The organism is Sphingopyxis sp. Root154 (genome assembly GCF_001427105.1).
Taxonomy (GTDB): domain Bacteria; phylum Pseudomonadota; class Alphaproteobacteria; order Sphingomonadales; family Sphingomonadaceae; genus Sphingopyxis.
In genome coordinates, this window is the sequence record NZ_LMGI01000003.1 from 222,943 (window position 1) to 247,451 (window position 24,509).

At 65.0% G+C, this 24,509-nt stretch carries 29 protein-coding genes and 1 tRNA gene; 18 read left to right on the plus strand and 12 right to left on the minus strand.

All coding sequences use genetic code 11. The features are described 5' to 3' along the window. Window positions 1–95 precede the first annotated feature (95 nt). From ASD73_RS16605 to ASD73_RS16625, 5 genes are all read left to right on the plus strand, one after another. Complete coding sequence (locus ASD73_RS16605; protein ID WP_037510426.1) at window positions 96–368, plus strand: HU family DNA-binding protein; 273 nt, start codon at window positions 96–98, stop codon at window positions 366–368. A gap of 184 nt (window positions 369–552) precedes the next feature. After that, a tRNA-Val gene (locus ASD73_RS16610) sits at window positions 553–627 on the plus strand. An 87-nt stretch (window positions 628–714) separates the two neighbouring features. Further along, window positions 715–1,023 carry a PepSY domain-containing protein gene (locus tag ASD73_RS16615; RefSeq protein WP_056374098.1) on the plus strand — a complete coding sequence of 103 codons (309 nt, stop codon included), beginning with the start codon at window positions 715–717 and terminating at the stop codon, window positions 1,021–1,023. A gap of 115 nt (window positions 1,024–1,138) precedes the next feature. Beyond that, entirely contained in the window at window positions 1,139–1,801 is a 663-nt protein-coding gene (locus ASD73_RS16620; protein ID WP_056374100.1) for a response regulator transcription factor, read from the plus strand. Between the two features lie 105 nt (window positions 1,802–1,906). Beyond that, entirely contained in the window at window positions 1,907–3,211 is a 1,305-nt protein-coding gene (locus tag ASD73_RS16625) for a sensor histidine kinase (RefSeq protein WP_056375178.1), read from the plus strand. Here the strand turns inward: ASD73_RS16625 and ASD73_RS16630 are convergent. The 3 genes from ASD73_RS16630 to ASD73_RS16640 are packed head-to-tail and all read right to left on the minus strand — an operon-like array spanning window position 3,208 to window position 4,924. Further along, window positions 3,208–3,948 (minus strand): hypothetical protein, encoded by a 741-nt coding sequence (locus tag ASD73_RS16630; protein WP_056374102.1) that lies wholly within the window; start codon window positions 3,946–3,948, stop codon window positions 3,208–3,210. The two genes, ASD73_RS16625 and ASD73_RS16630, sit on opposite strands and share 4 nt — an antisense overlap. Then, window positions 3,945–4,640 carry a glutathione S-transferase N-terminal domain-containing protein gene (locus tag ASD73_RS16635; protein ID WP_056374104.1) on the minus strand — a complete coding sequence of 232 codons (696 nt, stop codon included), beginning with the start codon at window positions 4,638–4,640 and terminating at the stop codon, window positions 3,945–3,947. The genes ASD73_RS16630 and ASD73_RS16635 overlap by 4 nt, the downstream gene beginning before the upstream one ends. Continuing rightward, on the minus strand, window positions 4,637–4,924 hold the full coding sequence (locus tag ASD73_RS16640; protein WP_056374106.1) for a chorismate mutase: 288 nt from the start codon (window positions 4,922–4,924) through the stop codon (window positions 4,637–4,639). The genes ASD73_RS16635 and ASD73_RS16640 overlap by 4 nt, the downstream gene beginning before the upstream one ends. 108 nt (window positions 4,925–5,032) lie before the next feature. Between ASD73_RS16640 and ASD73_RS16645 the strand changes: the two genes are divergently transcribed. The 4 genes from ASD73_RS16645 (at window position 5,033) to ASD73_RS16660 (ending at window position 9,250) form a co-directional block, all read left to right on the plus strand. Beyond that, window positions 5,033–6,046 carry a polyprenyl synthetase family protein gene (locus ASD73_RS16645; RefSeq protein WP_056374108.1) on the plus strand — a complete coding sequence of 338 codons (1,014 nt, stop codon included), beginning with the start codon at window positions 5,033–5,035 and terminating at the stop codon, window positions 6,044–6,046. 10 nt (window positions 6,047–6,056) lie between these two features. Then, window positions 6,057–6,443 carry a DUF1801 domain-containing protein gene (locus tag ASD73_RS16650; protein WP_056374109.1) on the plus strand — a complete coding sequence of 129 codons (387 nt, stop codon included), beginning with the start codon at window positions 6,057–6,059 and terminating at the stop codon, window positions 6,441–6,443. Then, window positions 6,443–8,905 (plus strand): ATP-dependent helicase HrpB, encoded by a 2,463-nt coding sequence (hrpB, locus tag ASD73_RS16655; RefSeq protein ID WP_056374111.1) that lies wholly within the window; start codon window positions 6,443–6,445, stop codon window positions 8,903–8,905. Before ASD73_RS16650 ends, hrpB begins: the two co-directional genes overlap by 1 nt. A gap of 66 nt (window positions 8,906–8,971) precedes the next feature. Then, a complete protein-coding gene (locus ASD73_RS16660; protein WP_056374113.1) occupies window positions 8,972–9,250 on the plus strand; it encodes an ETC complex I subunit in 279 nt (92 codons plus the stop codon). A gap of 30 nt (window positions 9,251–9,280) precedes the next feature. Here ASD73_RS16660 and ASD73_RS16665 read toward each other — a convergent pair whose 3' ends face one another. From ASD73_RS16665 to ASD73_RS16685, 5 genes are all read right to left on the minus strand, one after another. After that, complete coding sequence (locus tag ASD73_RS16665) at window positions 9,281–9,499, minus strand: DUF4170 domain-containing protein (protein ID WP_056374115.1); 219 nt, start codon at window positions 9,497–9,499, stop codon at window positions 9,281–9,283. Between the two features lie 85 nt (window positions 9,500–9,584). Beyond that, window positions 9,585–9,950, minus strand: a complete 366-nt coding sequence (locus tag ASD73_RS16670; protein ID WP_235534528.1) for a hypothetical protein — start codon at window positions 9,948–9,950, stop codon at window positions 9,585–9,587. Beyond that, window positions 9,931–10,320, minus strand: coding sequence for a hypothetical protein (locus ASD73_RS16675; protein ID WP_056374119.1), 390 nt, complete (start codon window positions 10,318–10,320; stop codon window positions 9,931–9,933). The genes ASD73_RS16670 and ASD73_RS16675 overlap by 20 nt, the downstream gene beginning before the upstream one ends. Then, a complete protein-coding gene (locus tag ASD73_RS16680; protein ID WP_056374122.1) occupies window positions 10,304–10,768 on the minus strand; it encodes a phage holin family protein in 465 nt (154 codons plus the stop codon). Before ASD73_RS16680 ends, ASD73_RS16675 begins: the two co-directional genes overlap by 17 nt. Before the next feature lie 7 nt (window positions 10,769–10,775). Then, window positions 10,776–11,321: a hypothetical protein gene (locus tag ASD73_RS16685; protein ID WP_056374125.1), complete on the minus strand. Its 546-nt coding sequence runs from the start codon at window positions 11,319–11,321 to the stop codon at window positions 10,776–10,778. Window positions 11,322–11,524: 203 nt separating this feature from the next. Between ASD73_RS16685 and eno the strand changes: the two genes are divergently transcribed. Further along, the gene (gene eno, locus ASD73_RS16690; protein WP_056374127.1) at window positions 11,525–12,799 is read left to right on the plus strand and encodes a phosphopyruvate hydratase; all 1,275 of its coding nucleotides are present in this window, start codon (window positions 11,525–11,527) and stop codon (window positions 12,797–12,799) included. A 42-nt stretch (window positions 12,800–12,841) separates the two neighbouring features. On the opposite strand, the gene ASD73_RS16695 is transcribed toward eno, so the two are convergent. Then, window positions 12,842–14,152, minus strand: coding sequence for a S41 family peptidase (locus tag ASD73_RS16695; protein WP_056374128.1), 1,311 nt, complete (start codon window positions 14,150–14,152; stop codon window positions 12,842–12,844). 86 nt (window positions 14,153–14,238) lie between these two features. On the opposite strand from ASD73_RS16695, the gene ASD73_RS16700 reads away from it, so the two are divergent. From ASD73_RS16700 to ASD73_RS16730, 7 genes are all read left to right on the plus strand, one after another. Then, complete coding sequence (locus tag ASD73_RS16700) at window positions 14,239–14,820, plus strand: helix-turn-helix domain-containing protein (protein ID WP_056374131.1); 582 nt, start codon at window positions 14,239–14,241, stop codon at window positions 14,818–14,820. 110 nt (window positions 14,821–14,930) lie between these two features. Beyond that, window positions 14,931–15,257 (plus strand): FtsB family cell division protein, encoded by a 327-nt coding sequence (locus ASD73_RS16705; RefSeq protein ID WP_056374132.1) that lies wholly within the window; start codon window positions 14,931–14,933, stop codon window positions 15,255–15,257. A 140-nt stretch (window positions 15,258–15,397) separates the two neighbouring features. Then, window positions 15,398–16,468 (plus strand): pyruvate dehydrogenase (acetyl-transferring) E1 component subunit alpha, encoded by a 1,071-nt coding sequence (gene pdhA, locus ASD73_RS16710; protein ID WP_056374134.1) that lies wholly within the window; start codon window positions 15,398–15,400, stop codon window positions 16,466–16,468. Between the two features lies 1 nt (window position 16,469). Further along, a complete protein-coding gene (locus tag ASD73_RS16715; protein WP_056374135.1) occupies window positions 16,470–17,861 on the plus strand; it encodes a pyruvate dehydrogenase complex E1 component subunit beta in 1,392 nt (463 codons plus the stop codon). A gap of 28 nt (window positions 17,862–17,889) precedes the next feature. Beyond that, window positions 17,890–18,489, plus strand: coding sequence for a hypothetical protein (locus ASD73_RS16720; protein WP_235534530.1), 600 nt, complete (start codon window positions 17,890–17,892; stop codon window positions 18,487–18,489). Between the two features lie 83 nt (window positions 18,490–18,572). Then, window positions 18,573–19,289, plus strand: a complete 717-nt coding sequence (gene cysE / locus ASD73_RS16725) for a serine O-acetyltransferase (protein ID WP_056374140.1) — start codon at window positions 18,573–18,575, stop codon at window positions 19,287–19,289. Beyond that, a complete protein-coding gene (locus tag ASD73_RS16730; protein WP_056374142.1) occupies window positions 19,289–19,636 on the plus strand; it encodes a DUF2794 domain-containing protein in 348 nt (115 codons plus the stop codon). The genes cysE and ASD73_RS16730 overlap by 1 nt, the downstream gene beginning before the upstream one ends. Here ASD73_RS16730 and ASD73_RS16735 read toward each other — a convergent pair. Both ASD73_RS16735 and ASD73_RS16740 read right to left on the minus strand, forming a co-directional pair. After that, window positions 19,614–20,687 carry a hypothetical protein gene (locus tag ASD73_RS16735; RefSeq protein ID WP_056374144.1) on the minus strand — a complete coding sequence of 358 codons (1,074 nt, stop codon included), beginning with the start codon at window positions 20,685–20,687 and terminating at the stop codon, window positions 19,614–19,616. The two genes, ASD73_RS16730 and ASD73_RS16735, sit on opposite strands and share 23 nt — an antisense overlap. A 125-nt stretch (window positions 20,688–20,812) precedes the next feature. Next, on the minus strand, window positions 20,813–21,715 hold the full coding sequence (locus tag ASD73_RS16740; RefSeq protein ID WP_056374146.1) for an SDR family oxidoreductase: 903 nt from the start codon (window positions 21,713–21,715) through the stop codon (window positions 20,813–20,815). Between the two features lie 196 nt (window positions 21,716–21,911). Between ASD73_RS16740 and ASD73_RS16745 the strand changes: the two genes are divergently transcribed. Next, window positions 21,912–23,276 (plus strand): OprO/OprP family phosphate-selective porin, encoded by a 1,365-nt coding sequence (locus ASD73_RS16745; protein ID WP_056374148.1) that lies wholly within the window; start codon window positions 21,912–21,914, stop codon window positions 23,274–23,276. Between the two features lie 77 nt (window positions 23,277–23,353). Here the strand turns inward: ASD73_RS16745 and ASD73_RS16750 are convergent, their stop codons facing one another. Then, complete coding sequence (locus ASD73_RS16750) at window positions 23,354–24,424, minus strand: sensor histidine kinase (protein WP_056375179.1); 1,071 nt, start codon at window positions 24,422–24,424, stop codon at window positions 23,354–23,356. Window positions 24,425–24,509 lie beyond the last annotated feature (85 nt).

The following is a 24,509-nucleotide window of genomic DNA, read 5'->3' on the forward strand; positions in this document are numbered from 1 at the left end:
CTTTGACAAGGCGGGGTTAAACATCGTTAGTGACGCGCCATGGCTTCGGGCCATGAGAATCATTAAACCAACCATATTGCAGGGGTTCCTTAGGCATGAACAAACAAGACCTGATCGCCGCCGTCGCTGACTCGAGCGGCCTGACCAAGGGTGACGCGAGCAAAGCGGTTGAAGCCGTGTTCGACGCGATCACCGGTTCGCTGAAGAAGGGCGGCGAAGTCCGTCTCGTTGGCTTCGGCACCTTCGCAGTCAGCAAGCGCAAGGCATCGACCGGCCGCAACCCGCGCACCGGCGAAACGATGACCATCGCGGCGTCGAACCAGCCGAAGTTCAAGGCCGGCAAGGCCCTCAAGGACGCCGTCAACTAAGTTGACAGGCACCTTCTGGTGAAACCATCTCGGGCCGTGGCGCAAGCTGCGGCCCGATTTGTATCTGCCCGATGGGATCCATGCGGTTTGTGCGTGAAGATTGAGCAAATGCCCGTTGCAATCACCGTCGCAGCGGCTATGGACGTCCAGCTTTCGGACGCCGGGCCATCGGTCCGCCCCGATCGGGCGCGTAGCTCAGCGGTAGAGCACACCCTTCACACGGGTGGGGTCACAGGTTCAATCCCTGTCGCGCCCACCATGGCTTCTCGGCCATGGCGGAAACCGAAACCGGAGCTGACCCGGCCATTCATCGCCTATTCAATGCTGTCGCGTTAGAGAAACGGCCATGATCCGTACATTGACCCTCTCCCTCATCTCCGCGCTGCTATTGTCGGCAGGCGCGCCTGCGGCTGCCCGCGGTAATCGTGACCAGGACAATCTGCGCGAAGCGGCGGCACAGGGACAGGTCATTCCGCTCAACAAGCTGATCGCCGACGTCCGTTCGCGCCCGCCGTATAGCGAGATGACCTATCTCGGCGGCCCGCAGTTCGATGCGGGGCGGATGATCTATGCCCTGAAATTCATGGACGGCAATCAGGTGGTGGTCGTCTATGTCGATGCCCGCACCGGCCGGATCGTGGGACGCAAACCCTGACATTTCACTAGTCCGAATGTTTCGTCGCAACGAGATTTTGCGATGATCGTTCGGACTTGATACACAGTCGAAACATGCGGCCGGGCTGCCCGGTGCGCAACGGAAAGGCGCCTGAATGCGGATTTTGATTGTCGAAGACGAACCCACGCTGGGCCCGCAGCTGAAGGCGACGCTGGAGGGAGCCGGCTATGCCGTCGATCTCGCGACCGATGGCGAGGATGGCCATTTTCTTGGCTCGACCGAAAATTACGACGCGGCGATCCTCGACCTCGGTCTGCCCGAAATCGACGGGCTCACCGTGCTCGACCGCTGGCGCCGTGAAAAGCGTAACTTCCCGGTGCTCGTCCTGACCGCGCGCGATAGCTGGTCGGACAAGGTGGCGGGGCTCGACGCGGGCGCCGATGACTATCTCGCCAAGCCGTTCCAGACCGAAGAGCTGATCGCCCGCCTGCGTGCGCTGATCCGCCGCGCCGCGGGCAATGCTTCGAGCGAGCTGATCGCGGGCGCCGTTCGCCTCGACACCCGTTCGGGCCGCGTCACGCTCGCGGGCGAACCGGTCAAGCTGACCGCGCAGGAATATAAATTGCTGTCGTATCTGCTGCATCACAAGGGCAAGGTCGTGTCGCGCACCGAGCTGATCGAACATATCTACGATCAGGATTTCGACCGCGATTCGAACACGATCGAGGTGTTCGTGACGCGCATCCGCAAGAAATTGGGTGCCGACATCATCACGACGATCCGCGGCCTCGGCTATCAGCTCGACGATCCGCAGTAAGCCGTGAGCGAGGCCGACGTCGCCCCGGCGGTCGTAGAGGACCCGGACGCGGCGGAAAAACCGGCGGCGCTGACCAGCCGCATCACAGGCTCGCTCGCGCGGCGCATGATCGCGATCGCGGCGCTGTGGATTTCGGTGCTGCTGATCGGCGGCGGCTTTGCGCTCGATCGCGTGCTGACCGGTGCGATCACGCGCAACTTCGATTCGAGCCTCGAATATGTGCTGATCGCGATGATCCGCTCGTCGGAGATCGGTCCCGATGGCGAAGTGCGGCTGGTCGAGCCGCTCGGCGATCAGCGCTTCCTCGAACCTTATAGCGGCCTTTATTGGCAGATCAGCGGCGGCAATCAGGAGCCCTATCGTTCGCGTTCCTTATGGGAACGCTCGCTGAAGGCGCCGACGCCGCATGTCGACAACCAGATCCACACGTACGACAGCAACCAGTTTCCCGATGAGGAACTGCGCGTGCTCGAGCGCAATGTCATCCTGCCCGGCAGCCAGACCAACTGGCGGTTCCAGATTGCCCAGTCGCGCGAAGCGCTCGACACCCAGAATCGTGCGGTGCGCGCGACGCTGATTCCCAGCCTGGCGCTGCTCGGCCTCGGCCTCATCATCCTCGCCGCGCTCCAGACCTTTTACGGCCTGTGGCCGCTGCGCCACATTCGCCGCGCGATCGCGGCAATGCGCGGCGGGCAGAACCGCCGCGTCGATGCGCCTTTGCCGCTCGAGGTGCAGCCGATGGTCGACGAACTCAACGCGCTGCTCGCGCATAACGAAAAACAGGCCGAGGAGGCGCGGCTGCACGCTGGCAATCTCGCACATGCGCTGAAAACCCCGCTGACCGTGCTCGTGAACAGCGCGACGAGCTCGGATACGGAACTCGCTGACACCGTGCGGCGCGAGGCGGCGACGATGCAGCGGCAGGTCGACCACCACCTCGCCCGCGCGCGCGCGGTCGGACGGCGCGGCGCGGCGCAGGCGCGCGCGACCGTTTGGGACAGCGTGAACAGCGTGTCGCGGGCGGTCGCCGCGCTCTATCCCGACGCACGGCTCGATGCGGCCGGCGACAAGACCGTCGTCGTGCGGGTCGAGCGGCAGGATCTGGACGAACTGGTCGGCAATTTGCTCGAAAACGCGGCCAAATATGGCGGTGGCAGTGTCTTTGTTACCGTCGGCCGCGAAGGCGGGATGGCGGAAATCCTGATCGAGGACGATGGCGCTGGAATCTCGCCCGACGACCGCGACCGCGTCGTCGACCGCGGCGTTCGCCTCGACAGCGGCAAACCGGGGACGGGGCTGGGACTCGCGATCGTGCGCGACGTCGCCGAAATCTATGGCGGCAGCATCGCACTCGAGGAGAGCGAGGATCTCGGCGGATTGCTCGTGCGGCTGAGGCTACCGGCGGGTTAAGGCTCCGAAACCGCTTCGGCCGATTGTTCGGTTGCGGCGGGGTCTTCGGGGGGCTCGCCGAAATGGGCAAGCCTGGCCAATGGTGGCTTCCTTGCCATCGCTTTGGCGAACGCGATCAGCGCGCCACGCGAATTAATGCTGCAATAATCGGTCCGCCAGATGTCCATTTGCAGACCCGTGCGCCTGGCGGACAACGGGCATTCCCTCTGCAAGACGTCGAAGGACTTGATGATCTCCTCTGCGGGCGTGCGTGCCAGAAGCAAATAGTCGCTGCCGGGTCGCGTGCCCGATTGAAGAACCCATAATTCGAGCGGTTTGCCGCCGCGTTTCGTATCGCCGATGTGGACGAAGAAGGAGTAGCGGTAGGCGCTGCGGTCCAGATGGTCCCGATCATGAGCGCTTCGTTCGACGATCGCGCAGTGGAAAACGCCATAGTTGGTCAGCCGCATCCATTCGGGTTCGGCGTCAGCGTCGGCTGCCTGTTGGATCGTCCAGTCGCCATAGGCGATGCGGCTGAGGCAGCCAAAGTCATCGCCGTCGGTGAAGTTGTACGGTTGAATGTCATCGCCAAAACCCCAGAGCGGGGTGTCAGCGTGCACAAGGTCCGAACGCGGTTCGAGGGCTTCGTCATCGCGTGCGGCGGCGAGACCAGGGCAGACCAGCAGCGCGGCGGCAAGGATAAGCCCAAAGCGATTGATCGTACCGTGGGGGGGCGGCCGTTCGCCAGGACCAATCACGTCGCGGTGACTGCCAGCCCGCGTTGTACACCCGGCCGCGCGAGACCGGCCTCGAGCCAGCGCTGGACATGCGCAAAGCGGTCGAAGCCAACGATCTCGCGCGCTTCGTAAAAGCCGATCAGGTTACGCACCCAGCCGAGCAGCGAGATGTCGGCGATGCTGTAATCGGCGCCCATCACCCATTCGCGCGTCGCCAACCTTTCGTCGAGCACCCCGAGCAGGCGCGCCGATTCAGCCGCGTAGCGGTCGCGCGGGCGCTTGTCCTCATATTCGCGGCCGGCGAATTTGTGGAAAAAGCCGAGCTGGCCGAACATCGGTCCGACGCCGCCCATCTGCCACATCACCCACTGGATCGTTTCGTAGCGCGTTGCCGGGTCGGCCGAAAGAAACTGCCCGCTCTTGTCGGCGAGATAGATCAGGATCGCGCCCGATTCGAACAGCGCGAGCGGCTTTCCGCCCGGGCCTTGCGGATCGTAGATCGCCGGGATCTTGCCATTGGGATTGAGTGCGAGGAAGGCCGGATCATGGCTCTCGTTCGCCATGATGTCGATCCGGTGCGGTTCATAAGGAAGGCCGGTTTCCTCGAGCATGATGCCCGCCTTCACCCCGTTCGGCGTCGGCGCGGAGAAAAGCTGGATCCGGTCGGGGTGCTGCGCCCGCCAGCGGGCGAAGATCGGATGGCCCGGGCTCACGCGCTTTGTTCCCGCTTGGCTTGCTGGTGATGGCGGATCACTTCGTCGATGATGAAGCGCAGGAATTTCTCGGTGAAATCGGGATCGAGGTCGGCATCGCGGGCCAGTTCGCGCAACCGTTCGATCTGGCGTTCCTCGCGGCCGGGGTCGGCGGGAGGCAGGCCCTCGCGCGCCTTGAGCTCGCCGACCGCCTTGGTCACCTTGAACCGTTCGGCGAGCATATAGACGAGCGCTGCGTCGATATTGTCGATGCTCTGGCGATAGCGGCTCAGTTGGTCGTCCATGGGTGCGCGATTCCTCTCTTCTCCGGCACGCTTGGCACCGGCGAGGGGGCAGTGGCAAGCCGAAAGTCGTTGCAAAATCGTGACTGCGGCGCCAAGGCTCGCCGCGTTATGACTGCGGAAATCCATCAGCTCCACGGCGACCGGCCGCCCTCGCTCGACCCGATGATGGCGCTTGTCGCCGCCGATATGAACGAGGTGAATTCGGTCATTCTCGACCGGATGCAGTCCGAAGTGCCGCTGATCCCCGAACTCGCCGGTCACCTGATCGCGGGCGGCGGCAAGCGCATGCGGCCGATGCTGACGCTCGCGTGCGGCAAGCTGCTCGATTATCCGGGGCGCCGCCACTGCAAGCTCGCCGCGGCGGTCGAGTTCATCCACACCGCAACCTTGCTCCACGACGATGTCGTCGACAAATCGGACCTGCGCCGCGGGCGCAAGACCGCGAACCTCATCTGGGGCAACAGCGCCTCGGTGCTCGTCGGCGACTTCCTGTTCAGCCGCGCGTTCGAGGTGATGGTCGAGGACGGCTCGCTAAAGGTGCTCAAGATCCTCAGCCGGGCATCGGCGGTGATCGCGGAGGGCGAGGTCAACCAGCTCTCCGCACAGCGCCGGATCGAAACGAGCGAGGATCAGTATCTCGCGATCATCAACGCCAAGACCGCCGAGCTGTTCGCCGCGGCGTGCAAGATCGCCGCGGTGGTCGCCGAGCGCGACGAGGCGACCGAAGCCGCGCTCGACGCCTATGGCCGCAATCTGGGTATCGCGTTCCAGCTCGTCGACGATGCGATCGATTATGTTTCGGACGCGGAAACGATGGGCAAGGGCGTCGGTGACGACTTCCGCGACGGCAAGGTCACGCTGCCCGTCATCCTCGCCTATGCGCGCGGCAGTGCCGAGGAGCGGGAGTTCTGGAAGCTCGCGATCACCGGCCACAAGACCTCGGACGAGGATCTCGCTTATGCGACGAGCCTGCTCCACCAGCACGACACGATCGCCGACACGCTCGCGCGCGCACGCCATTATGGCCAGCGCGCGGTCGACGCGATCGGCGGTTTCAGCGCCAGCCAGGCGAAGTCGGCGCTGACCGAAGCGGTCGCCTTCGCGGTCGCGCGCGCTTATTGAGGCGGCGCCGATGGCGATGATGGGCCCAGCGGCGGAAAGCCCCGACGCCTATATCGCCGCGTTGTCGGGCTGGCAGCGCGAACGCTGCGAAATGATGCGCGCGGCGATCCTGCGCGCGGCGCCTTTTGAAGAAACGATCAAATGGACCAACCTCGTCTTCATGGCCAACGGTCCGTGCATCCTGATCCGCGCCGAGGAGCATCGGGTACTGCTCGGATTCTGGCGCGGTAAAAGGCTCCGCGAGCTGGAACCACGGATCAAGGCGAGCGGCAAATATGAGCTCGGCAATCTGGTGATCGTCGAGGCGACCGAGGTGTCGCCCGAGACGGTCGAGGCGCTCGCCGCCGAAGCCTTTCGCCTGAACGCCGAGCTGGGCAACCCCGCGGCGCGTATCTGATGCAGCTACTCCCGATCGACGTCGTGCTGCCCGATATCATGGCGGCGCTGGTGCTGAAACCCAACGCCGTCGTCGTCGCGCCGCCGGGCGCGGGCAAGACGACGCGCGTCGCGCCCGCGATCCTCGACCAGCCGTGGTGCAAGGGCGCGGTGTGGCTGCTCTCGCCGCGCCGTCTCGCGGCACGCGGGGCGGCCGAGCGGATCGCCGAGGAGATGGGCGAGGCGGTTGGCGGGCGCGTCGGCTACGCCACCCGGCTCGACAGCAAGCAGTCCGCCGCGACGCGGCTACTCGTGATGACGCCGGGCCTGTTCCGCAACCGTATCCTCGCCGATCCCGAGCTTCAGGGCGTGTCGGCGGTACTCTTCGACGAGGTTCATGAACGCAGCCTCGACGGCGATTTCGCGCTCGCATTGGCGATCGATGCGCAGCAGGGCCTGCGCGACGACCTCCGCCTTGTCGCGATGTCGGCGACGCTCGATGGCGCGCGCTTCGGGGCTTTGCTCGGCAACGCGCCGGTGGTGAAGAGCGAAGGCAAGATCTGGCCGCTCGACCTGCGCCATATCGGCCGCCGTGCCGAGGACCGGCTCGAGGCGTCGGTGCTCGGCGCGGTGCGGCAGGCGCTCGCCGACGAGCCCAAAGGCGACATGCTCGTCTTCCTGCCCGGTGCGGCCGACATCGAGCGCGCCGCGACCGCGGTCGAGGAGGCGCGCCTGCCGCTCGCGGTCCACCGCCTGCACGGCCAGATCGATCCGGCGCTGCAACGCAAGGCGCTCGTCCGCGATCCCAATGGGCAGCGCAAGCTGATCCTCGCGACGAGCATTGCCGAAACCAGCCTGACGATCGATGGCGTGCGGATCGTGATCGACGCGGGCCTGTCGCGGCGCCCACGTTTCGACAAGGCGGCAGGTATCGCGCGGCTTGTCACCGAGCGCGCGAGCCAGGCGTCGGCGACGCAGCGAGCGGGCCGCGCGGCGCGGCAGGGGCCGGGCGTTGCGTACCGATTGTGGGAGGCCGCGGCGACCGCGGGCATGCCGCCGTTCGATCCGCCCGAAATTCACGAGAATGACCTGATGCCCGTCGTGCTCGACTGCGCGAGCTGGGGCATCGTCGATCCGCGCCAATTGGGCTGGCTCGACCCGCCATCACCCGCCGCGATTTCAGAGGCGAAGACGCGATTGCAGGCGATTGGCGCGCTCGGCAACGACGGCCGCATCACCGCGCACGGCAAGGCGCTCGCCGCGATCCCGCTGCCGGTGCCGCTCGCGCATATGCTGCTCGACGCGGCGCGCGCGGGGGAGGCCGAGATGGCGGGGCGGCTGGCGGTGCTGCTGACCGAGCCGGGGCTCGGCGGGCGCGGTGTCGATGTCGAGGCACGGCTGGGGCGCTGGCGCGGCCAGCGCAATGAGCGCAGCGAAGGCGCGTGGCGGCTTGCGCGGCGGCTTGCGACGATCGGCGAGAAGCTCGCGGCGGGGGCGGGCGATGTCGAGCCGCGCTCGATCGGCGGCTGGATCGCGACCGCCTGGCCCGACCGCGTTGCGCGGCAGCGGGCAGGGCAGCGCGGCGAATATCTCAGCGTCGGCGGCCGCGCCTATCGCATCGATCCGGTCGACCCGCTCGCGGGCAGCGAATGGCTCGCGATCGCCGACGCGCAGGGGCATGCCGCGGGGGTGCGCATCCTTGCCGCGGCGCCGATCGAACTGGCCGAGGTCGAGGCACTCTTCGCCGACCGCATCGCCCAGCATTCGGCGAGCAGCTACGACGGCACGAACGACCGCGTCGACCACCGCCGCGAACGGCGGCTCGGCGCGATCGCGCTGACGAGCGGGCAGGCGGGACGCAGCGAAAATGCCGAGGACGATATCGCGGTGCGGATGGCGGCGGTGCGCGGCAAGGGGCTGGGGCTGATCGGCTGGGGCCCGGCGGCGCAGGCGCTGCGCCAGCGCGCTTCTTACGCCGGGATCGACGGGCTTTCGACCGGCGCGCTCGCCGACAGTCTCGAGCTCTGGCTGGAGCCGCTGCTCGCAGGGTGCCGCGGCCTCCGCGACATTGGCGACCGCAAGCTGACCGACGCGCTGATGACGACGCTCGACTGGCCTGCGCGTCAGTTGCTCGAAAAACATGCGCCCGCGGATTATACGACACCCGTCGGCAGCCGGCATCCGATCGACTATGGCGCCGACGGCGGGCCGACGGTCAGCGTGCGCGTGCAGGAATTGTTCGGGCTGGCGCGCCACCCGACGATCGGCGATCCGCCGGTGCCGCTGATACTCGCGCTGACCTCGCCCGCGCACCGCCCAATCCAGACGACGCGCGACCTCGTCTCCTTCTGGAGCGGCAGCTGGCACGATGTGGCGCGCGAGATGCGCGGGCGCTATCCCAAGCACAGCTGGCCCGACGATCCGGCGAGCGCGCGGCCAAGCTTGATGACCAAAGCGGCGCAGGCGCGGCGCGATGCGCAATAGACCTCTTTTCGCAGGGCCAGGTTGGCGCTAAGGCGGCGGAACAGGCACCAGTTACAGGACACCCCGATGAAAGCGCGTATCTTCCAGAAGCCCAAGAATGCGATGCAGTCGGGGCGTGCCGGGACGCAGCGCTGGATTCTGGAATTTGCCCCCGCCGAAGCGCGCAAGGCTGATCCGCTGATGGGCTGGGCGGGCAGCGGCGACACGCAGCGCCAGTTGCGTCTGGGTTTTGCGAGTCAGGAAGAAGCGGTGGCTTACGCCGAGCGTAACGGCATCGAGGTCGACGTTACCGCGCCTCCCGTGCGTACGCTCAAGATCCAGGCCTACGCCGACAATTTCCGCTGATAAAAAGACGGCCCCGAAGGGCCGCCCTGTTCAGCCTTCGGCGTCCGGCTGCAGCAATTTGTGCAGGTGGACGACGACATATTTCATTTCAGCATCGTCGACCGTGCGCTGCGCCGCGCTGCGCCACGCCTTTTCGGCCGACTTGTAGTCGGGATAGAGGCCGACGACGTCGAGATTGTGAAGGTCGGTGAAGTCGAGGCCCTGCGGGTCGCTGACGCGTCCGCCGAAAACCAGGTGAAGCTTGCTCATCTTCGGATTCCTGCCGGTAAAGTCTTGGGGAGGGGAAGCGCAGCCCCCTATTCCGCAACGGGCGAATAAGCAAGTAAGCTGTCTTTCAGCTGTCGGGATCGTCCTTGCGGCCTTTAGGCAGCAGCGAACCGAGCAGCGCGCCGACCGCGACCGCGCCCGCGACCAAGGCCAGCGGCTGCTTTTCGGCCGCGTCCTTGAGCTTGCTGTTCGCACGCTTCGCCTGCGCCTTGCCCTTTTCATAGACTTCGCCCGCCGCCTCGCGGGCGACGCCGGCCTGTTCGCTCGCCCTGGCCGCCAGGTCTTCGGTCGCGGCGCGGGCGCGGCCGTAGCCGTCCTGAATGCGCGCCTTTGCCGCCTCGGCGGTCAGCCGCGCATTTTCCGCGGTTTTCTCCGCAAGCTCACTCGCTTTTGCACGCGTCTCGCGGGCGGTTTCACCGAACGGCTTCATCATCTTCCTCCACATTTTCGATTTCATCCTCGTCCGCCGGTTCGTCGGAGGAGCGAAAATGATCGGCGACGTCGGTCGCCAGGTCCTGAATCTTTTGCGCCAGACGCGGCGCATGTTCCTTGATCGGATCGCGCAGCAGCCAGGCAACGCCGGCTGCCGCGGCGATCGCGATCGGCAGCCGGTTGTTGCGAAACTGTTGCTGCACCGCATGTGCCGTGTCGTCGACCTTTTCGCCGATCCGGTATTTGCCGCGATCTAGAAGCGCACCGGGCTTGAGCGCCGCGCGCGCGACGTCGAGCCGGCGATGCAATTCGGCGCGCTGCAGCATCGAGCGGCGCGCGGCGACGATCAGGCGATTACGCGTCCGCGGCATCGTCGATCCCTTCGTTCGTCAGGTCGCGGCGAAGCGCGGTACGGATGTCCCCATAGCTGAGCTGCGCGCGCCGCCCCGCAAAGCCGGCGATCGCCAGCAGCACGGCAACGACGATCAATGTCGCGACAAAGGGCCCGACATGCGGCGCAAGCGCAAGGATTGCCCCGAACGCGAGTGCGAGCATCGCAATGCCGAGCGCGCAGGCGGCAATCGTGCCCCATGCCGCGGTCCAGCTGACGCCGTGCAGCGCCAGCTCACCGCGTGCCTCGATCAGCGCAAACTCCGCCCGTGCCGTCGCCGAGAGATTATCGACGACATCGCCGACAATCGTTTCGAGCGGAACGGGGGGCGGCGTTACCGGACGCCCGTCGGGCGCATAGCCGTGGCTTATGCCGTCAAAGCTGCGCGCGTCGGGCGCCGGTGGGGTATTCGGATCTGAAGGTGCCAATGCCCTGTCAATCGTTCGAGCTGCCCTTGAGCATCCGGGCGAGCACGAAGCCGATCACCGTGGCGGCGCCGACGGCGATCGCCGGGTTCTTCTTGACCATGTCGCGCGTCGAGGCGGCGAGTTCGTCGAGATCCTTCTTGTCGAGCGTCGTGGCGAGGCCGGCAACGGTCGTGGCGGCCGAACGGGCATAATCGCCGTACTGCTTACCAAACTTGGTATCGACGGTGCCGGCGCTGTCCTCGAGCAGCTTGGCGAGGCTGCCGACGGCTTCGGCGGCCTTGTCCTTGCCTTTGTTCGCGGCATCGCGCGCCTTGGTCGATGCCTGCTTCGTCAGCGTCGAGGCTTCGCTCTTCAGCGAGGCGGCCTTCTTCGATGCTTCGGACTTGATGGTGTCGCGGGTTGCGGCGATCTGGTCGCGGATCGGATGATCCTTGGCGGCCTTCACCGTCGCGGGCTTGCGCGCGGGCGCAGCCTTGGTTGCGGCGGCCTTTGCAGGTGCCTTGGGACGGGGGGCGGCAACTTTCTTGGTCGCGGGAGTAGCGGCTTTGGCCATTGGCGTTGTCCTCTTCTTCTTTTATCGGGCGCCGCGTGCGCGAACAACCCTTTGGTCCTGCCTCAATATATAGCAAGGCGGGCCTAATGGTTCCATAGCCGTGCAAAATTCCTATGCAACGGTTGCACTAAGGGCACCCCGCCGATAACAGGCGGGCGCCTTTCCCTACGCCCTGTCAACAGGGCATCAGCAGGACAAAATCCATGACCGCCATCATCGACATCCACGGCCGCGAAATCCTCGACAGCCGCGGCAACCCGACCGTTGAAGTCGATGTCCTGCTCGAAGACGGCAGCTTCGGCCGCGCGGCGGTGCCCTCGGGCGCCTCGACCGGCGCGCACGAAGCCGTCGAACTCCGCGATGGCGACAAGAGCCGTTATCTCGGCAAGGGCGTGATCAAGGCGGTCGCCGCGGTGAACGGCGATATCGCCGAAACGCTGATCGGCCTCGATGCCGAGGACCAGCGCGAACTCGACCAGGCGATGATCGACCTCGACGGCACGCCGAACAAGAGCCGCCTCGGTGCCAACGCGATTCTCGGCGTCAGCCTTGCCGCCGCAAAGGCAGCAGCCGACGCGCGCGGCCTGCCGCTCTATCGCTATGTCGGCGGGGTCTCGGCACGCACCTTGCCCGTTCCGATGATGAACATCATCAACGGCGGTGAGCATGCCGACAATCCGATCGACGTGCAGGAATTCATGATCATGCCCGTCGGCGCCGGCAGCATCGCCGAAGCCGTGCGCTGGGGCAGCGAGATCTTCCACACGCTGAAGAAGGGTCTGTCGGCCAAGGGCCTCGCGACTGCGGTCGGCGACGAAGGCGGCTTCGCGCCGAACCTCGCCTCGACGCGCGCCGCGCTCGACTTCATCGCCGCGTCGGTCGACCAGGCGGGCTTCAAGCTCGGCACCGACGTCGTGCTCGCGCTCGATTGCGCCGCGACCGAATTCTTCAAGAACGGCAAATATGAGATCAGCGGCGAAGGCCTGTCGCTCAGCCCCGAACAGATGGCCGAATATCTCGCCGCGCTCGTGAACGACTATCCGATCAAGTCGATCGAAGACGGCATGAGCGAAGATGATTTTGTGGGCTGGAAGGCGCTCACTGATCTGGTCGGTGACAAGTGTCAGCTCGTCGGCGACGACCTGTTCGTTACCAACCCGCTGCGGCTGGAGCAGGGGATCAAGGACGGGCTCGCCAACTCGCTGCTCGTCAAGGTCAACCAGATCGGCACGCTCAGTGAAACGCTCGACGCGGTCGATATGGCGCACCGTGCGCGTTACACCGCCGTCATGTCGCACCGCTCGGGCGAGACCGAGGATTCGACGATCGCCGACCTCGCGGTCGCGACCAACTGCGGCCAGATCAAGACCGGCAGCCTCGCGCGCTCGGACCGGCTCGCGAAGTACAACCAGCTGATCCGCATTGAGGAAGAGCTGGGCGACATGGCGCGTTATCCGGGCGTTTCGATTTTCGGGTGAGCGAGCGAAGCGTGCCGGTTCCGTTGGCTCGGCGTTGAGGTGTCAACGCGGATAATCGAGGGTAAGCGGGCTTCCGGGGCGCAACAAATATAAGCCGTCATTCCCGATTTTGACGCGGAAGGTGTCATCGTCTTCCGCTTCGAACAATCCCCCGGCGCCGAGCGGGTTGAGTTGCCGCGGCTCGCGGTCGGGCCGGATCAGCCATAAGGCCGAACCCCGAAGTTCGATCTTCGCGGCGCCATATTGGCCCGCGAAGGCCGAGAGTTCGGTCGGGGTTGGCGCATAACCGGTGCGCTGCGCCGCCAACCGGTCGCGTGCCCAGACAAGAAAATCCTTTTCGATCCCGGCGGGCGTGACCGGCAGCAGCCGGGCGAGGGCGAGGTCATAGGCGGTGTCCAGCGCCTCCGGCGCCGGAACATCGACGGTGGGGGAAACGCCCGTGCCTTCCCAGTCGCGCTTGCCGATGGGATCTTGCGTATATCCAAGCGGCACCGAGAGTCGGAAGAATGGCGGCACCGCGGTATCGTCCGAAAAATGGGCCGCACCCTCGGTGCGTTCGCCCACCAGTTCACCGAGTTTGAATTGCCCGATCGTATAAGCAAATGCTTCGGCGGCAGAGCGCGAGCGATGGTTGATCAGCACATATAGGGGAATGCCGGTTAGTCGCCCGCTCGGGAGGTTGAGCTGCGATCGGACCTGTACGTCGGGGCTGCCGGGGGTAATCAGGGTGGTCATCAGCGTATCGGGGGCGAAGAAATGGCTCCGTAGATAGTCGAGCGCGTTGGTGTCGCCCCCCTGATTGCTGCGCAGGTCGATGATGATCGCTCGCCCGCCTTTCAAGAAGCGCATCGCATCGTCATAAGCTCGCGCTGTCTCGGCTTCGTTCCAAAAGAAGCCGACGATCTTCAGATACCGTATATTGCCCGGCAAAAGCCGTGTTTCGACCAGTCCTTGATTGAAGTCGCGCGCATGCTGCGCTTCGAAGGCATTGGATGCCGCGATCGCGGCCTGATCCGGCGGGGCCGTCGCCGCGCGATACCATTCGGGCTCGAACCGTAAATAGAGGTGCGTGTCGTTTGCGACCGTCTGCATGTCCGCGGTAATCAGCGACGCAAATCGCGCCGGATCGTCGGTTCGATATCGCGCTTTCGACGAATTGAGCCGTGCCAATATCGCGGGAACGCGTTCGGGATCGATATAGGCCCGGGTTAGCCGAGCCTTGATGGCTTGCAGCGCCGCGTCGCGCGTTGCGGTGGTCAGGATGGGTGCCGTTACCGGTGCCTCTGCTACCGGTTCGGCCGCCGCGACCTGGGAAAAGCACAGGCCCGCGACGAGCATCATTGCCAAAAGCATGGGGCGACCGTGCATATCAATCACTTTCCCGGTTGGTCGTTGGTGGCAAACCGCGCTATCCCAATTATCCAGTGGTCGGCTTTAGTATGAGCAATATATTGCGCAGTCAACGTCATGTATCGGACAGGTCCGATGTGCTTGCCAATGTTGGGAAAAACCTGCGCAGATTGCGCGATGAAAGGGATTTGAGCCAAACCGCCTTGGCCCAGATGTCGGGACTCAGCCGGCGAATGATTTCCGCCATCGAGGGCGGAGAAACGAACGTCAGCCTGGCCAGCATCGATCGACTGGCCGCAGCCATGTCGGTCACGTTTTCCGAGATTGTTCGGCCACCAGATGCTGCCGATGGCAGGCGGGTGAACAGCCTTGCGTGGCAGGGGAAGGCCGCGGGCAGCGAGGCCAGGTTGCTGGGAACCGCTCCGTCGACGAAGGAGACCGAATTGTGGCTGTGGTCGCTTGGTCCCGGCGACAGCTATCGGTCGGAAGCGCATTCGGAGATAGGCCACGAGATGATTTTTGTTGTCGACGGCCTATTGATAATTGAATTCGGCAATGACGAGTTTCATGTTGCTGGCGGCGATTTCAAGATATTCTCAAGCGCTTCCTCCTGCACATTCGTCAACAGAGAGCCGACGCCCGTTCGTTTCGTCCGATGCGTGGTCCTCTAGCACCGTCGCGTCGGCGATGGTCCCGCTGATGGTTTTTGAAATGGAAAAAGGGTGCAAAACCCGAACCTGGCGCCTTGACGCCGCGAATCAACTCTGATTCAAGGGCCGGAATGACGCAGCGCCACAAATTCCGCAAATCGATGCACCGGGCCGCCGGACCCGCCATCGCGGTGATGGTGGTGCTGGCGATGATCGGCTATATCATTTTCGGTCCGACCGGCCTCTACGCCTGGGGCGATTATGGCCAGTCGGTCGAGAAGCAGCGCGTCATCCTGAGCGAGCTGACCAAGAAGCAGACCGAGTTGCAGAACCGCGTCAACCTGCTCGACCGTCGCCGCGTCGATCCCGATCTGGCCGAGGAATATGTCCGCGAGAAGCTTGGCGCCTATCACCCCGACGAGGTGATCATTCCGATGGAACCCGACGCGAAGCGCTGAGCTTTCGCTGCGGCATCGCTGCACCCATGCTGCATACGTAAGTTGGCATCGCCCCCGTCCCATGGTGGGCGTTGCCAAGTGGCGCGCGGCTCTCCTATAGGGAGCGCTTGCCGTAACGGCTAACTGCAAAGGAACCCGCCTTGGCCAAAGCACCCGCGCGCACCTCCCCCGCGCCCAAAAAGACTGCATCCACCCCGGCCGCCGCGAGCAATCGCGAGCAACCGCGCGAGCCCGTCCCCTATGACGCGACGCCCGAAGAGCTGGAAAAATTCTATCGCGAGATGCTGCTCATCCGCCGCTTCGAGGAAAAGGCGGGGCAGCTTTACGGCCTCGGCCTGATCGGCGGTTTCTGCCACCTCTATATCGGTCAGGAAGCCGTCGCGGTCGGCCTGCAGTCGGCGCTCGACGGCGACAAGGACAGCGTGATCACCGGCTACCGCGACCATGGCCACATGCTCGCTTATGGCATCGACCCCAAGGTCATTATGGCCGAGCTGACGGGACGCCAGGCCGGCATCTCGAAGGGCAAGGGCGGCTCGATGCACATGTTCAGCGTCGAGCATAAATTCTATGGCGGCCACGGCATCGTTGGCGCGCAGGTGTCGCTCGGCACCGGGCTCGCCTTCGCGCACAAATATCGCGGCGACGGCGGCGTGGCGATGGCCTATTTCGGCGACGGCGCATCGAACCAGGGCCAGGTGTACGAGAGCTTCAACATGGCCGAGCTGTGGAAGCTGCCGATCATCTTCGTGATCGAGAATAACCAATATGCGATGGGCACGTCGGTCAACCGCTCGTCGGCCGAGGATCAACTCTATCGCCGCGGCGAAAGCTTCCGCATTCCCGGCATGCAGGTCGACGGCATGGACGTGCTCGCCGTGCGCGGTGCGGCCGAGACCGCGCTCGAATGGGTGCGTGCGGGCAAGGGCCCCGTGTTGATGGAGCTCAAGACCTATCGTTACCGCGGCCATTCTATGTCCGACCCCGCCAAATATCGCAGCCGCGAGGAAGTGCAGGCGGTGCGCGACAAGTCCGATTCGATCGAACATCTGAAGAAGCTGATGACCGATGCGGGCATCACCGAAGACAAGTTCAAGGAAATCGACAAGGAAATCCGCGCGATCGTCGCCGAGTCCGCGGACTTTGCGGAAAGCGCGCCCGAACCCGAACTTCATGAACTTTATACCGACGTGCTGGTGGAGCAATATTGAGATGGCCATCGAATTGAAAATGCCGGCGCTGTCGCCGACGATGGAAGAAGGCACGCTCGCCAAATGGCTCGTCAAGGAAGGCGACACGGTGAAGTCGGGCGACATTCTCGCGGAGATCGAAACCGACAAGGCGACGATGGAATTCGAAGCGATCGACGAGGGCACGATCGGCCAGATTCTCGTCGCCGAGGGCACCGACAATGTGAAGGTCGGCACCGTGATCGCCACGATCACGGGCGAGGGTGAGGAAGCGGCCGCTCCGGCGACTGCCGCCGCACCGGCTGCTGCACCCGAACCAAAGGCCGAAGCGCCGGCACCCGCTCCCGCTCCCGCGCCCGCCGCCGCTCCGGCTGCAGCGCCCGCTGCCGCCGAGCGCGCGTCGGACCCGGCAATTCCTGAAGGCACCGCCATGGTTCGCCTGACCGTCCGCGAAGCTTTGCGCGACGCGATGGCCGAGGAAATGCGGAAGGACGACCGCGTCTTCGTGATGGGCGAGGAAGTCGCCGAATATCAGGGCGCATACAAGGTCACACAGGGCCTGCTCGAAGAATTCGGCGCGCAGCGCGTCGTTGACACGCCGATCACCGAATATGGTTTCGCCGGTCTCGGTGCGGGCGCGGCGATGGGCGGCCTCAAGCCGATCATCGAGTTCATGACCTTCAACTTCGCGATGCAGGCGATCGACCACATCATCAACTCGGCGGCGAAGACCAACTATATGTCGGGCGGCCAGATGCGCTGTCCGATCGTCTTCCGCGGTCCGAACGGCGCCGCGGCGCGCGTCGGGGCGCAGCACAGCCAGAATTTTGCGCCCTGGTACGCCAGCGTTCCCGGCCTGATCGTGATCGCGCCGTACGACGCCGCCGATGCCAAGGGGCTGATGAAGGCAGCGATCCGCACCGAGGACCCCGTCGTCTTCCTTGAAAACGAACTGCTCTATGGCCGCAGCTTCGACGTTCCCGAGGTCGACGATTTCGTCCTGCCGATCGGCAAGGCGCGGATCATGCGTCAGGGCAGCGACGTCACCATCGTCAGTTACTCGATCGGCGTCGGGCTCGCGCTCGAAGCCGCCGACGAGCTGGCGGGCGAGGGCATCGACGCCGAGGTGATCGATCTGCGCACGCTGCGTCCGCTCGACACCGCGACCGTGCTCGCGAGCCTCAAGAAGACGAACCACCTCGTCATCGTCGAGGAAGGCTGGCCGGTCTGTTCGATCGCCAGCGAACTCGCGATGGTCGCGATGGAGCATGGCTTCGACGACCTCGACGCCCCCGTTATGCGTGTGTGCAACGAGGATGTGCCGCTGCCCTATGCGCATAATCTCGAAAGGGCCGCGCTGATCGATACGCCGCGCGTCGTTGCAGCCGTGAAGGCGGTTCGCAATCGCGCCTGACGATCCGGAGGCGGCTTTCTATCCCGATATGCGCGATCCGCGCGTGCTGGTCTCCGTACCGCACGCGCGGCGCGCGGCGCTGTCGGCGCTGTGGGGCCTGGCCGCACGGCTGACCAAGCTGTTGCTTGATGCGCGCGAGCCGCTGATCGGGCAGATCAAGCTCGCATGGTGGCGCGACATGGCGGCGCTGATCGCGAGCGATCCGGACGCACTGCCGAAGGGCGAGCCGCTGCTCGCCGAGCTTCAGGCGACGTGGGCGGGGCAAAGCGGCCTTGATGCATTGGTCGATGCCGCCGAAGCGATGCTGCTCGCCGAGAGCGCCAGTGACCGACGCGCGGCCTCAGAAAGCTTTGGCGGACACCTTTTTGCGCTGTCCGGCGGCGGCGAAGCTGGCGGAAAGCGCTGGGGTTTGGTCTGGGGTGCGGGTGTCGAGGAAGGCGAGGCCGAAGCCCGCGATCTGCTCGGTCAGGCAAAGGCGCTGGATGCGCCGTCGCGCAGGGTTTTTGGCCGAAATCGGTCGCTTCTGATGCTCGACCGCTGGGCCGGCATGATAGCGAGCTACGGTGGCGAGCGGCATTTTCGGAGCGAGGCTATGCTCTTGCTGCGTCTCGGCCTGTTCGGCCGCTGACGATAAAAATGCTCCGGGGGTGGAAATGCCGCGCCCGAACATCTATCTTGTCCGGTACAAAATAGGGTCGCAGGGGACATTGAATGTTCAACGGGCTGATCGCCTATCTCGATTCGATCAAGGCGCGCGATCCTGCGCCACGATCGCGCTGGGAAATTCTGCTTTATCCGGGTCTGCTGGCGGTCGGCATGCACCGCATTGCGCACTGGCTGTTCGAAGCACGGCTGTTTTTCCTCGCGCGCTTCGTCAATCACCTGTCGCGCTTCCTGACCGCGATCGACATCCATCCCGGCGCGCAAATCGGCGAGCATCTGTTCATCGATCACGGCTTTGGCGTCGTCATCGGCGAGACCGCCGAGATCGGCGATAATGTCTCGATCTATCAGGGCGTGACGCTCGGCGGCACCGACCCCGCGAACGGTATCGGCGGCAAGCGCCATCCGACCCTCGCCGACGATGTGATCGTCGGATCGGGCGCCCAGATCCTCGGACCGGTCACCGTCAACGCGCGTGCGCGCGTCGGCGCCAATGCGGTGGTGACCAAGGACGTGCCCGAAGGCGCGGTGATGGTCGGCATTCCCGCGCGCTCGACCCTGCTCGACGCGACCGAATATGCCCGCGAGTTTGTGCCCTATGGCACGTCGTGCAGCGAGAATTTCGACCCCGCGACGCAGAAGGTCGAATTGTTGCAATGCCAGCTCGACCAGATGCAGAAGCAGCTGAAGGCCTTGCTCGACGAACGCGAACTCGCGGCCGACGATGAAGCGCCGCGGCGCAAAGGGAGCCGGACCGGCGCCTGATGGGAACGGTAACGCCTTTGCCGTTCGCGAATAGGGCGGCACCGCAGCAGACCGGCTTCGAGCGCCCCGAACTGATGCGCATCCTCGATCTCTACGGCCGCATGGTCGCTGCGGGGCACTGGCGCGATTATGCGATGGATTTCCACCGCGACGCCGCGATCTTCTCGGCCTTTCGCCGCGCCGCCGAGCGCCCTGAATATCGCATAGAAAAACGCCCCGCCTTGCGGAGCCGGCAGGGCATGTGGGCCCTTGTCTCCGAAGCCGGGGCGATCCTGAAGCGCGGGGACGAGCTGTCGAACGTGCTCGCCCCCGTCGAACGCAAGCTTATGAAGCTGGTATCGGGCTGACCGGACGGATCGTCGCGGGCAGCTGGTTCGCCAGATTGTCGGGCAGGAAGCCGACCACCACCGCCCGCGCATTTTGCCAGAAGGCCGAGAGCAGCAGCAGCGCCGAACCGATCACGAAGGCCGTCAGCGCGACGTTGAGTTCGACCGCTCCAAAGGTGTTGAACAGCTGCGTCATCGCGAACAGCACATAGGCGAGCGCCGAGACGAGCAGGGCGCGGCGATCGATCGCGAGCGCGATCAGGCCGAACAGGATATAGACGCCGATCACCATCACCGCCGCAGCGCTGCCGATGTCGTCGCCGCGCGTAACGCCGAGCAGGTGGAAGATCGGGTGCGCGATCATCGGCGCGGCGAGCAGGTGGAGCCAGAAGGCGACGTCGCTGCGGCGCGTCTGGCGTACCCGGTCGCTGCGGTCCCACCACATGGCGAGCGCGAAGACGCCAAGCCCGGCGATCAGCACCAGCACCATCGGCAGCGTGCCGTCGGGGCTGGGCATTCCGGTAATCGCGAGCACCAGTGCGACCGCGGTCGCGGCGAGCGCGGCGGTTCCGGCGGCGACGGTGATCGGCACCATGAAACGCTTCCAGTGCGCCCAGGTCGCGCCGGCGGTCACGAGCGCCATGACGCCGATGAGGATCGCGCCGGTCGTCTCGCCCACGTCCCTGCCGAAGATCGATTCGCCATGCTCGACGAGGAAGCCGACCATCGTCGCGAACACGCCGCCCGCAAATGCGAGGACGAGGACGATGCTGGGCAATGCCATGCGGCGTTTGCGCGTGAAATATTCGGCGAGGAACCATGCCGAGCCGGCGACGAAGGCGCCGCCGAGCGCGGTATGGATCGAGGCGCCGATCCAGCCGACCGCGACGAGCAGGATCACCGCCGCGATGCTGACGAAAATATCGTTGAAGCCAGTGATAAGGCGGAATGATTCCTCATCCGCTCCGGGGGCGGCGCGCACCGATGCAATATGCGACCGGAAAGCCAGCGCGGCCTCCGGCGTCAGTACCTTTGCATCGACCGCAGCTTGCAGGTCGGTTTCACTATACATCGGGGTCGTCCTTCTGTCCGATCCCCTTGCCCCGCGATGTCTATGGCATGGGCGTGTTAGTGTGTCAATACAGCGTGGCGGTGTGCTATTCGTCACCCCGGCCTGCGCCGGGGTGACGGAAGGGTTCAGCCCAGCGCCATCAATGCCTTCATGACATTCATCGACTGTTCGCTGCCCGACTGCGGGACGATTTCGCCATTGCGATCGATGATCTTCTCCCACGCTGCGGCGACGCCTTCGGGCGTGCGCTCGCCCTCGGGCAGCGCGACGCCCGGGGTCATGGTGACATAGGCGGCGTGGAACGCGCCCGCGCCCGCACCGACGATCATGTTGGTCGGGGCGTCTTCGCTGACCAGATAGAGCGCCGCCGGAACGACATTCTCCGGGGTGAACTTCTCGAACAGCTCGGCGGGGAAGATGTCTTCCGTCATGCGCGTGCCCGCGACCGGTGCGATCGTGTTGCAGCGAATGTTGTATTTCGCGCCTTCGAGGTGGAGCGTCTTGGTAAGGCCAGCAAGGCCGAGCTTTGCAGCGCCATAATTGGCCTGACCGAAATTGCCATAAAGGCCCGTCGACGATGCGGTCATCAGGATGCGGCCGTATGCCTGTTCGCGCATCAGGTCCCAGCACGCCTTGGTGACGTTGGCGCTGCCGCTGACATGCACCTTCAACACCAGGTCGAAATCCTGGGGCTCCATCTTGGCGAAGCTCTTGTCGCGCAGGATGCCGGCGTTGTTGATCAGGACGTGGACGCCGCCCCATTCTTCCTTCGCCTTGGCCACCATTTCGACCATCTGGTCGTATTCGGTGACGCTGCCGCCGTTCGAGATCGCGGTGCCGCCCGCGGCGCGGATTTCCTCGACAACCTGCAGCGCCGCGTCCGAATGGCCCGTACCATCGCGCGATCCGCCGAGGTCGTTGACGACCACCTTGGCGCCGCGCCGCGCCAATTCGAGCGCATAGGCGCGGCCAAGGCCGCCGCCGGCGCCTGTAACAATAGCAACACGGCCGTCAAATTTGATCGTCATGATGGTCTCCCGGAAGGGGCCGCCCGGTAAAAGGTTGCCCGAAAAAACTGGAACGTCCTTAGCCGTTCGCACCCCGCTGGCAAGAGGGTGCGAAAAACGACATGTGCAACAAAAATGTCATCCAAATGACGTGCATCTGTCACGTAAGCGTCATAGCAGCGCCGTCAGATTGTCACCTTTCGCAACGGAGCAACCCATGCGCCACGCTATCACCGCCGCCTTGCTGGCAACGTCGATGTTCAGTTTGCCGACCGCCGCCCACGCTCAGGCGATGACGGCCGAGGAGGCGGCGCAGCTGCGTGCCGAAATCGCGGCGCTGAAGGCGCAGGTCCAGACGCTCGAAACGCGGCTCGACACCGCGACCGCGCAGCCGGCACCCGCACCGGCACCGGTGGCGACGCCCGCGCCGCCTTCGGTGACCGCGAAACCCGCGACCGAGATCAGCTGGAAAGGCGCGCCCGAGATCAAGACCGCCGACGGCTGGAGCTTCAAGCCGCGCGGCCGCATCCAGCTCGACGTCGCGAGCATCGACGCGCCGGCGGGTGTCACGGGCATCCGCGGCGGTACCGCGACCGAATTCCGCCGTGTCTATCTGGGCGTCGACGGCAAGATCCCGGGCGGCTTTTCGTACCGCGTCGAGGCCGACATCGCGAACAGCAGCGTCGAGCTGACCGATGTCTATCTGGCCTATGGCACCGGGCCGCTGTCGGTTACCGCGGGCCAGATCAAGCCCTTCTGGTCGCTCGACGACATGACGAGCGACCTGTTTACCAGCTTCACCGAGCGCGCGGCCTTTACGCAGGCGTTCGGTTTCGAGCGCCGTGTCGGCCTGTCGGCGCAATATAAGGGCAAGGCTGTACTGTTGCAGGGCGGTGTGTTCGGCGACAATACTGCCGACCTCACTGACAGCAACCACAGCCTTAGCGTCGACGGCCGCGTCGTGTTCATGCCAAAGCTTGGCAAGGCCCAGCTTCACCTTGCCGCCTCGGGCCATTACCGCGACCCCAACGACCCCGCGGCGACGAACCGCTATCGCGCGCGTCCTTTCGTGCATACGACCGACGTGCGGCTGGTCGACTCGGGGCTGATCGACATATCGAGCGAGCGTGGTCTCGGCCTTGAGGGCGCGGTGATCGCCGGACCGTTCCACGCCGCGGGCGAAGCTTATTGGCAGACAGTCAAGCGCAGCACCGCCGCCGCCGACCCGACCTTCTTCGGCGGCTATGCCGAGGTCGGCATGGTGCTGACCGGCGGCGACGTGCGCGGGTATAAGGATGGCGCGTTCGATCGCCTCAAGCCGTCGAAGCCGATCAACGCCGGAGGGATCGGCGCGATCGAGGTCAACGCGCGCTACGACTATCTCGATCTCAATGACGCGGGCATCGTCGGCGGGCAGCAGAAGACCGCGCTGATCGGGCTCGTGTGGTCGCCGATCGATTATATCCGCATCACCGCCAACTACGGCAAGGTGTGGCTTGACGACGCGCGCGTCGCGACCGCGACGGGCGACCGCAGCTATACGGCCGACACGTTCGGGCTGCGCACGCAGGTCGATTTCTGATCCGGGTGTCCGCTTTGGATCGGTTAGCGGAGTTTCCGGGTCTCCCTGAACTTCCTCTCCATTCGCGGGAGGGGAAATCACACCGCGGCGATGTGCGCCTCGTCGTTCGCGGCGACCCGCCGCGCGATCTGCGCCGTGTGGGTCAGCGACACGCGCGTCCCCGGAGCTACGTTCTCAACTGCGACCTCCGCCCCCAATTGCTTGGCGAGCGCCTGGACGATGCGCGTGCCCAGCCCGGCGCGCGAGCGTTCGGCGTCTTCCGCCATGCCGACCCCGTCGTCGGACACCGACAGCGTCCAGTCGTTGCCTTGTGCGACATAGCCGACGACGACATGGCCGTGACGGCCGCCCGGAAAGGCGTGCTTGAGCGCGTTGATCACCAGTTCGGTGACGACCAAACCCATGCTGACCGACACATCGCCGCCGATTGACACCGGATCGACGTGGGTGGTCAGCGTCAATTGCTCGCGGTCATAGATCATCGACGCCCCGATGCTGGCGCATAGTTGCGCCAGATAGGGTTCGAGCTCGACCGCGCCGCCCCCGGATTCGGCGAGGTGGCGTTGCAGCGTCGCAATCGACATCACGCGTTGATGCGCGTCGCTCAAATGGCCGCGCGCCTCGCTCGATTGCACTTTGCGCGCGCTCTGCATCAAGATGCTCGCGATGATCTGCAGGCTGTTGGCGACGCGGTGCTGCATCTCGTGCAGCAGTGCGGCATTGTCTTGGACCAAAGATTTCTGCCGCTTCTCGCTCGCGCGTGCGTCGGTCACGTCGATCACCGTGACGAGCATCCGCGTGTGGTGGATGTCGCCATAGTCGAGCCGCTGCGCCTTGATCACGACACAACGCTCCGCGCCGGCGCTGGTCTCGATCTCCATCTCATACGCCTCGACCTCCGCGGCACCCGACAGCGTCGCGTCGATCAGCGAGTGCAGCCGCGGCAAATCCCAATGATGATAGTCGAGGTCATAGATCGTCTGGCCGGTGACGGTATGGGGGTCGATGCCGAAGGCGGCGCAGAAGTTGTCGCTCGCCGCGACGATCGCCAGCTTTTCGTCGAGCAGCAGCAGCGGCGCGTCGGACGCGAGCACGACCGCGAGCCCCAGCGTGCGGCCCAGGTTGATAGAGGGTATATCGGCAGCCATGCGGCGCGCCTTCCCGGTCGCCCGGACCGCAGGACGCGGCCTTGTCGGCAACCAAATCGGGGGCAAGCTCCATCGGCGTCGCCGA

Coding starts and splice junctions, on each gene's coding strand:
- ASD73_RS16665 (WP_056374115.1), bottom strand. CDS start 9,499: ATGAGCAAGCTTCACCTGGTTTTCGGCGGACGCGTCAGCGACCCGCAG.
- ASD73_RS16695 (WP_056374128.1), bottom strand. CDS start 14,152: ATGCTTTTGGCAATGATGCTCGTCGCGGGCCTGTGCTTTTCCCAGGTC.
- ASD73_RS16615 (WP_056374098.1), top strand. CDS start 715: ATGATCCGTACATTGACCCTCTCCCTCATCTCCGCGCTGCTATTGTCG.
- ASD73_RS16605 (WP_037510426.1), top strand. CDS start 96: ATGAACAAACAAGACCTGATCGCCGCCGTCGCTGACTCGAGCGGCCTG.
- ASD73_RS16660 (WP_056374113.1), top strand. CDS start 8,972: ATGAAAGCGCGTATCTTCCAGAAGCCCAAGAATGCGATGCAGTCGGGG.
- ASD73_RS16620 (WP_056374100.1), top strand. CDS start 1,139: ATGCGGATTTTGATTGTCGAAGACGAACCCACGCTGGGCCCGCAGCTG.
- ASD73_RS16745 (WP_056374148.1), top strand. CDS start 21,912: ATGCGCCACGCTATCACCGCCGCCTTGCTGGCAACGTCGATGTTCAGT.
- ASD73_RS16735 (WP_056374144.1), bottom strand. CDS start 20,687: ATGTATAGTGAAACCGACCTGCAAGCTGCGGTCGATGCAAAGGTACTG.
- ASD73_RS16645 (WP_056374108.1), top strand. CDS start 5,033: ATGACTGCGGAAATCCATCAGCTCCACGGCGACCGGCCGCCCTCGCTC.
- ASD73_RS16670 (WP_235534528.1), bottom strand. CDS start 9,950: ATGATGAAGCCGTTCGGTGAAACCGCCCGCGAGACGCGTGCAAAAGCG.
- ASD73_RS16740 (WP_056374146.1), bottom strand. CDS start 21,715: ATGACGATCAAATTTGACGGCCGTGTTGCTATTGTTACAGGCGCCGGC.
- cysE (WP_056374140.1), top strand. CDS start 18,573: ATGTTCAACGGGCTGATCGCCTATCTCGATTCGATCAAGGCGCGCGAT.
- ASD73_RS16730 (WP_056374142.1), top strand. CDS start 19,289: ATGGGAACGGTAACGCCTTTGCCGTTCGCGAATAGGGCGGCACCGCAG.
- ASD73_RS16750 (WP_056375179.1), bottom strand. CDS start 24,424: ATGGCTGCCGATATACCCTCTATCAACCTGGGCCGCACGCTGGGGCTC.
- hrpB (WP_056374111.1), top strand. CDS start 6,443: ATGCAGCTACTCCCGATCGACGTCGTGCTGCCCGATATCATGGCGGCG.
- eno (WP_056374127.1), top strand. CDS start 11,525: ATGACCGCCATCATCGACATCCACGGCCGCGAAATCCTCGACAGCCGC.
- ASD73_RS16720 (WP_235534530.1), top strand. CDS start 17,890: ATGCGCGATCCGCGCGTGCTGGTCTCCGTACCGCACGCGCGGCGCGCG.
- ASD73_RS16705 (WP_056374132.1), top strand. CDS start 14,931: ATGACGCAGCGCCACAAATTCCGCAAATCGATGCACCGGGCCGCCGGA.
- ASD73_RS16625 (WP_056375178.1), top strand. CDS start 1,907: ATGATCGCGATCGCGGCGCTGTGGATTTCGGTGCTGCTGATCGGCGGC.
- ASD73_RS16650 (WP_056374109.1), top strand. CDS start 6,057: ATGGCGATGATGGGCCCAGCGGCGGAAAGCCCCGACGCCTATATCGCC.
- ASD73_RS16685 (WP_056374125.1), bottom strand. CDS start 11,321: ATGGCCAAAGCCGCTACTCCCGCGACCAAGAAAGTTGCCGCCCCCCGT.
- ASD73_RS16640 (WP_056374106.1), bottom strand. CDS start 4,924: ATGGACGACCAACTGAGCCGCTATCGCCAGAGCATCGACAATATCGAC.
- ASD73_RS16715 (WP_056374135.1), top strand. CDS start 16,470: ATGGCCATCGAATTGAAAATGCCGGCGCTGTCGCCGACGATGGAAGAA.
- ASD73_RS16700 (WP_056374131.1), top strand. CDS start 14,239: ATGAGCAATATATTGCGCAGTCAACGTCATGTATCGGACAGGTCCGAT.
- ASD73_RS16675 (WP_056374119.1), bottom strand. CDS start 10,320: ATGCCGCGGACGCGTAATCGCCTGATCGTCGCCGCGCGCCGCTCGATG.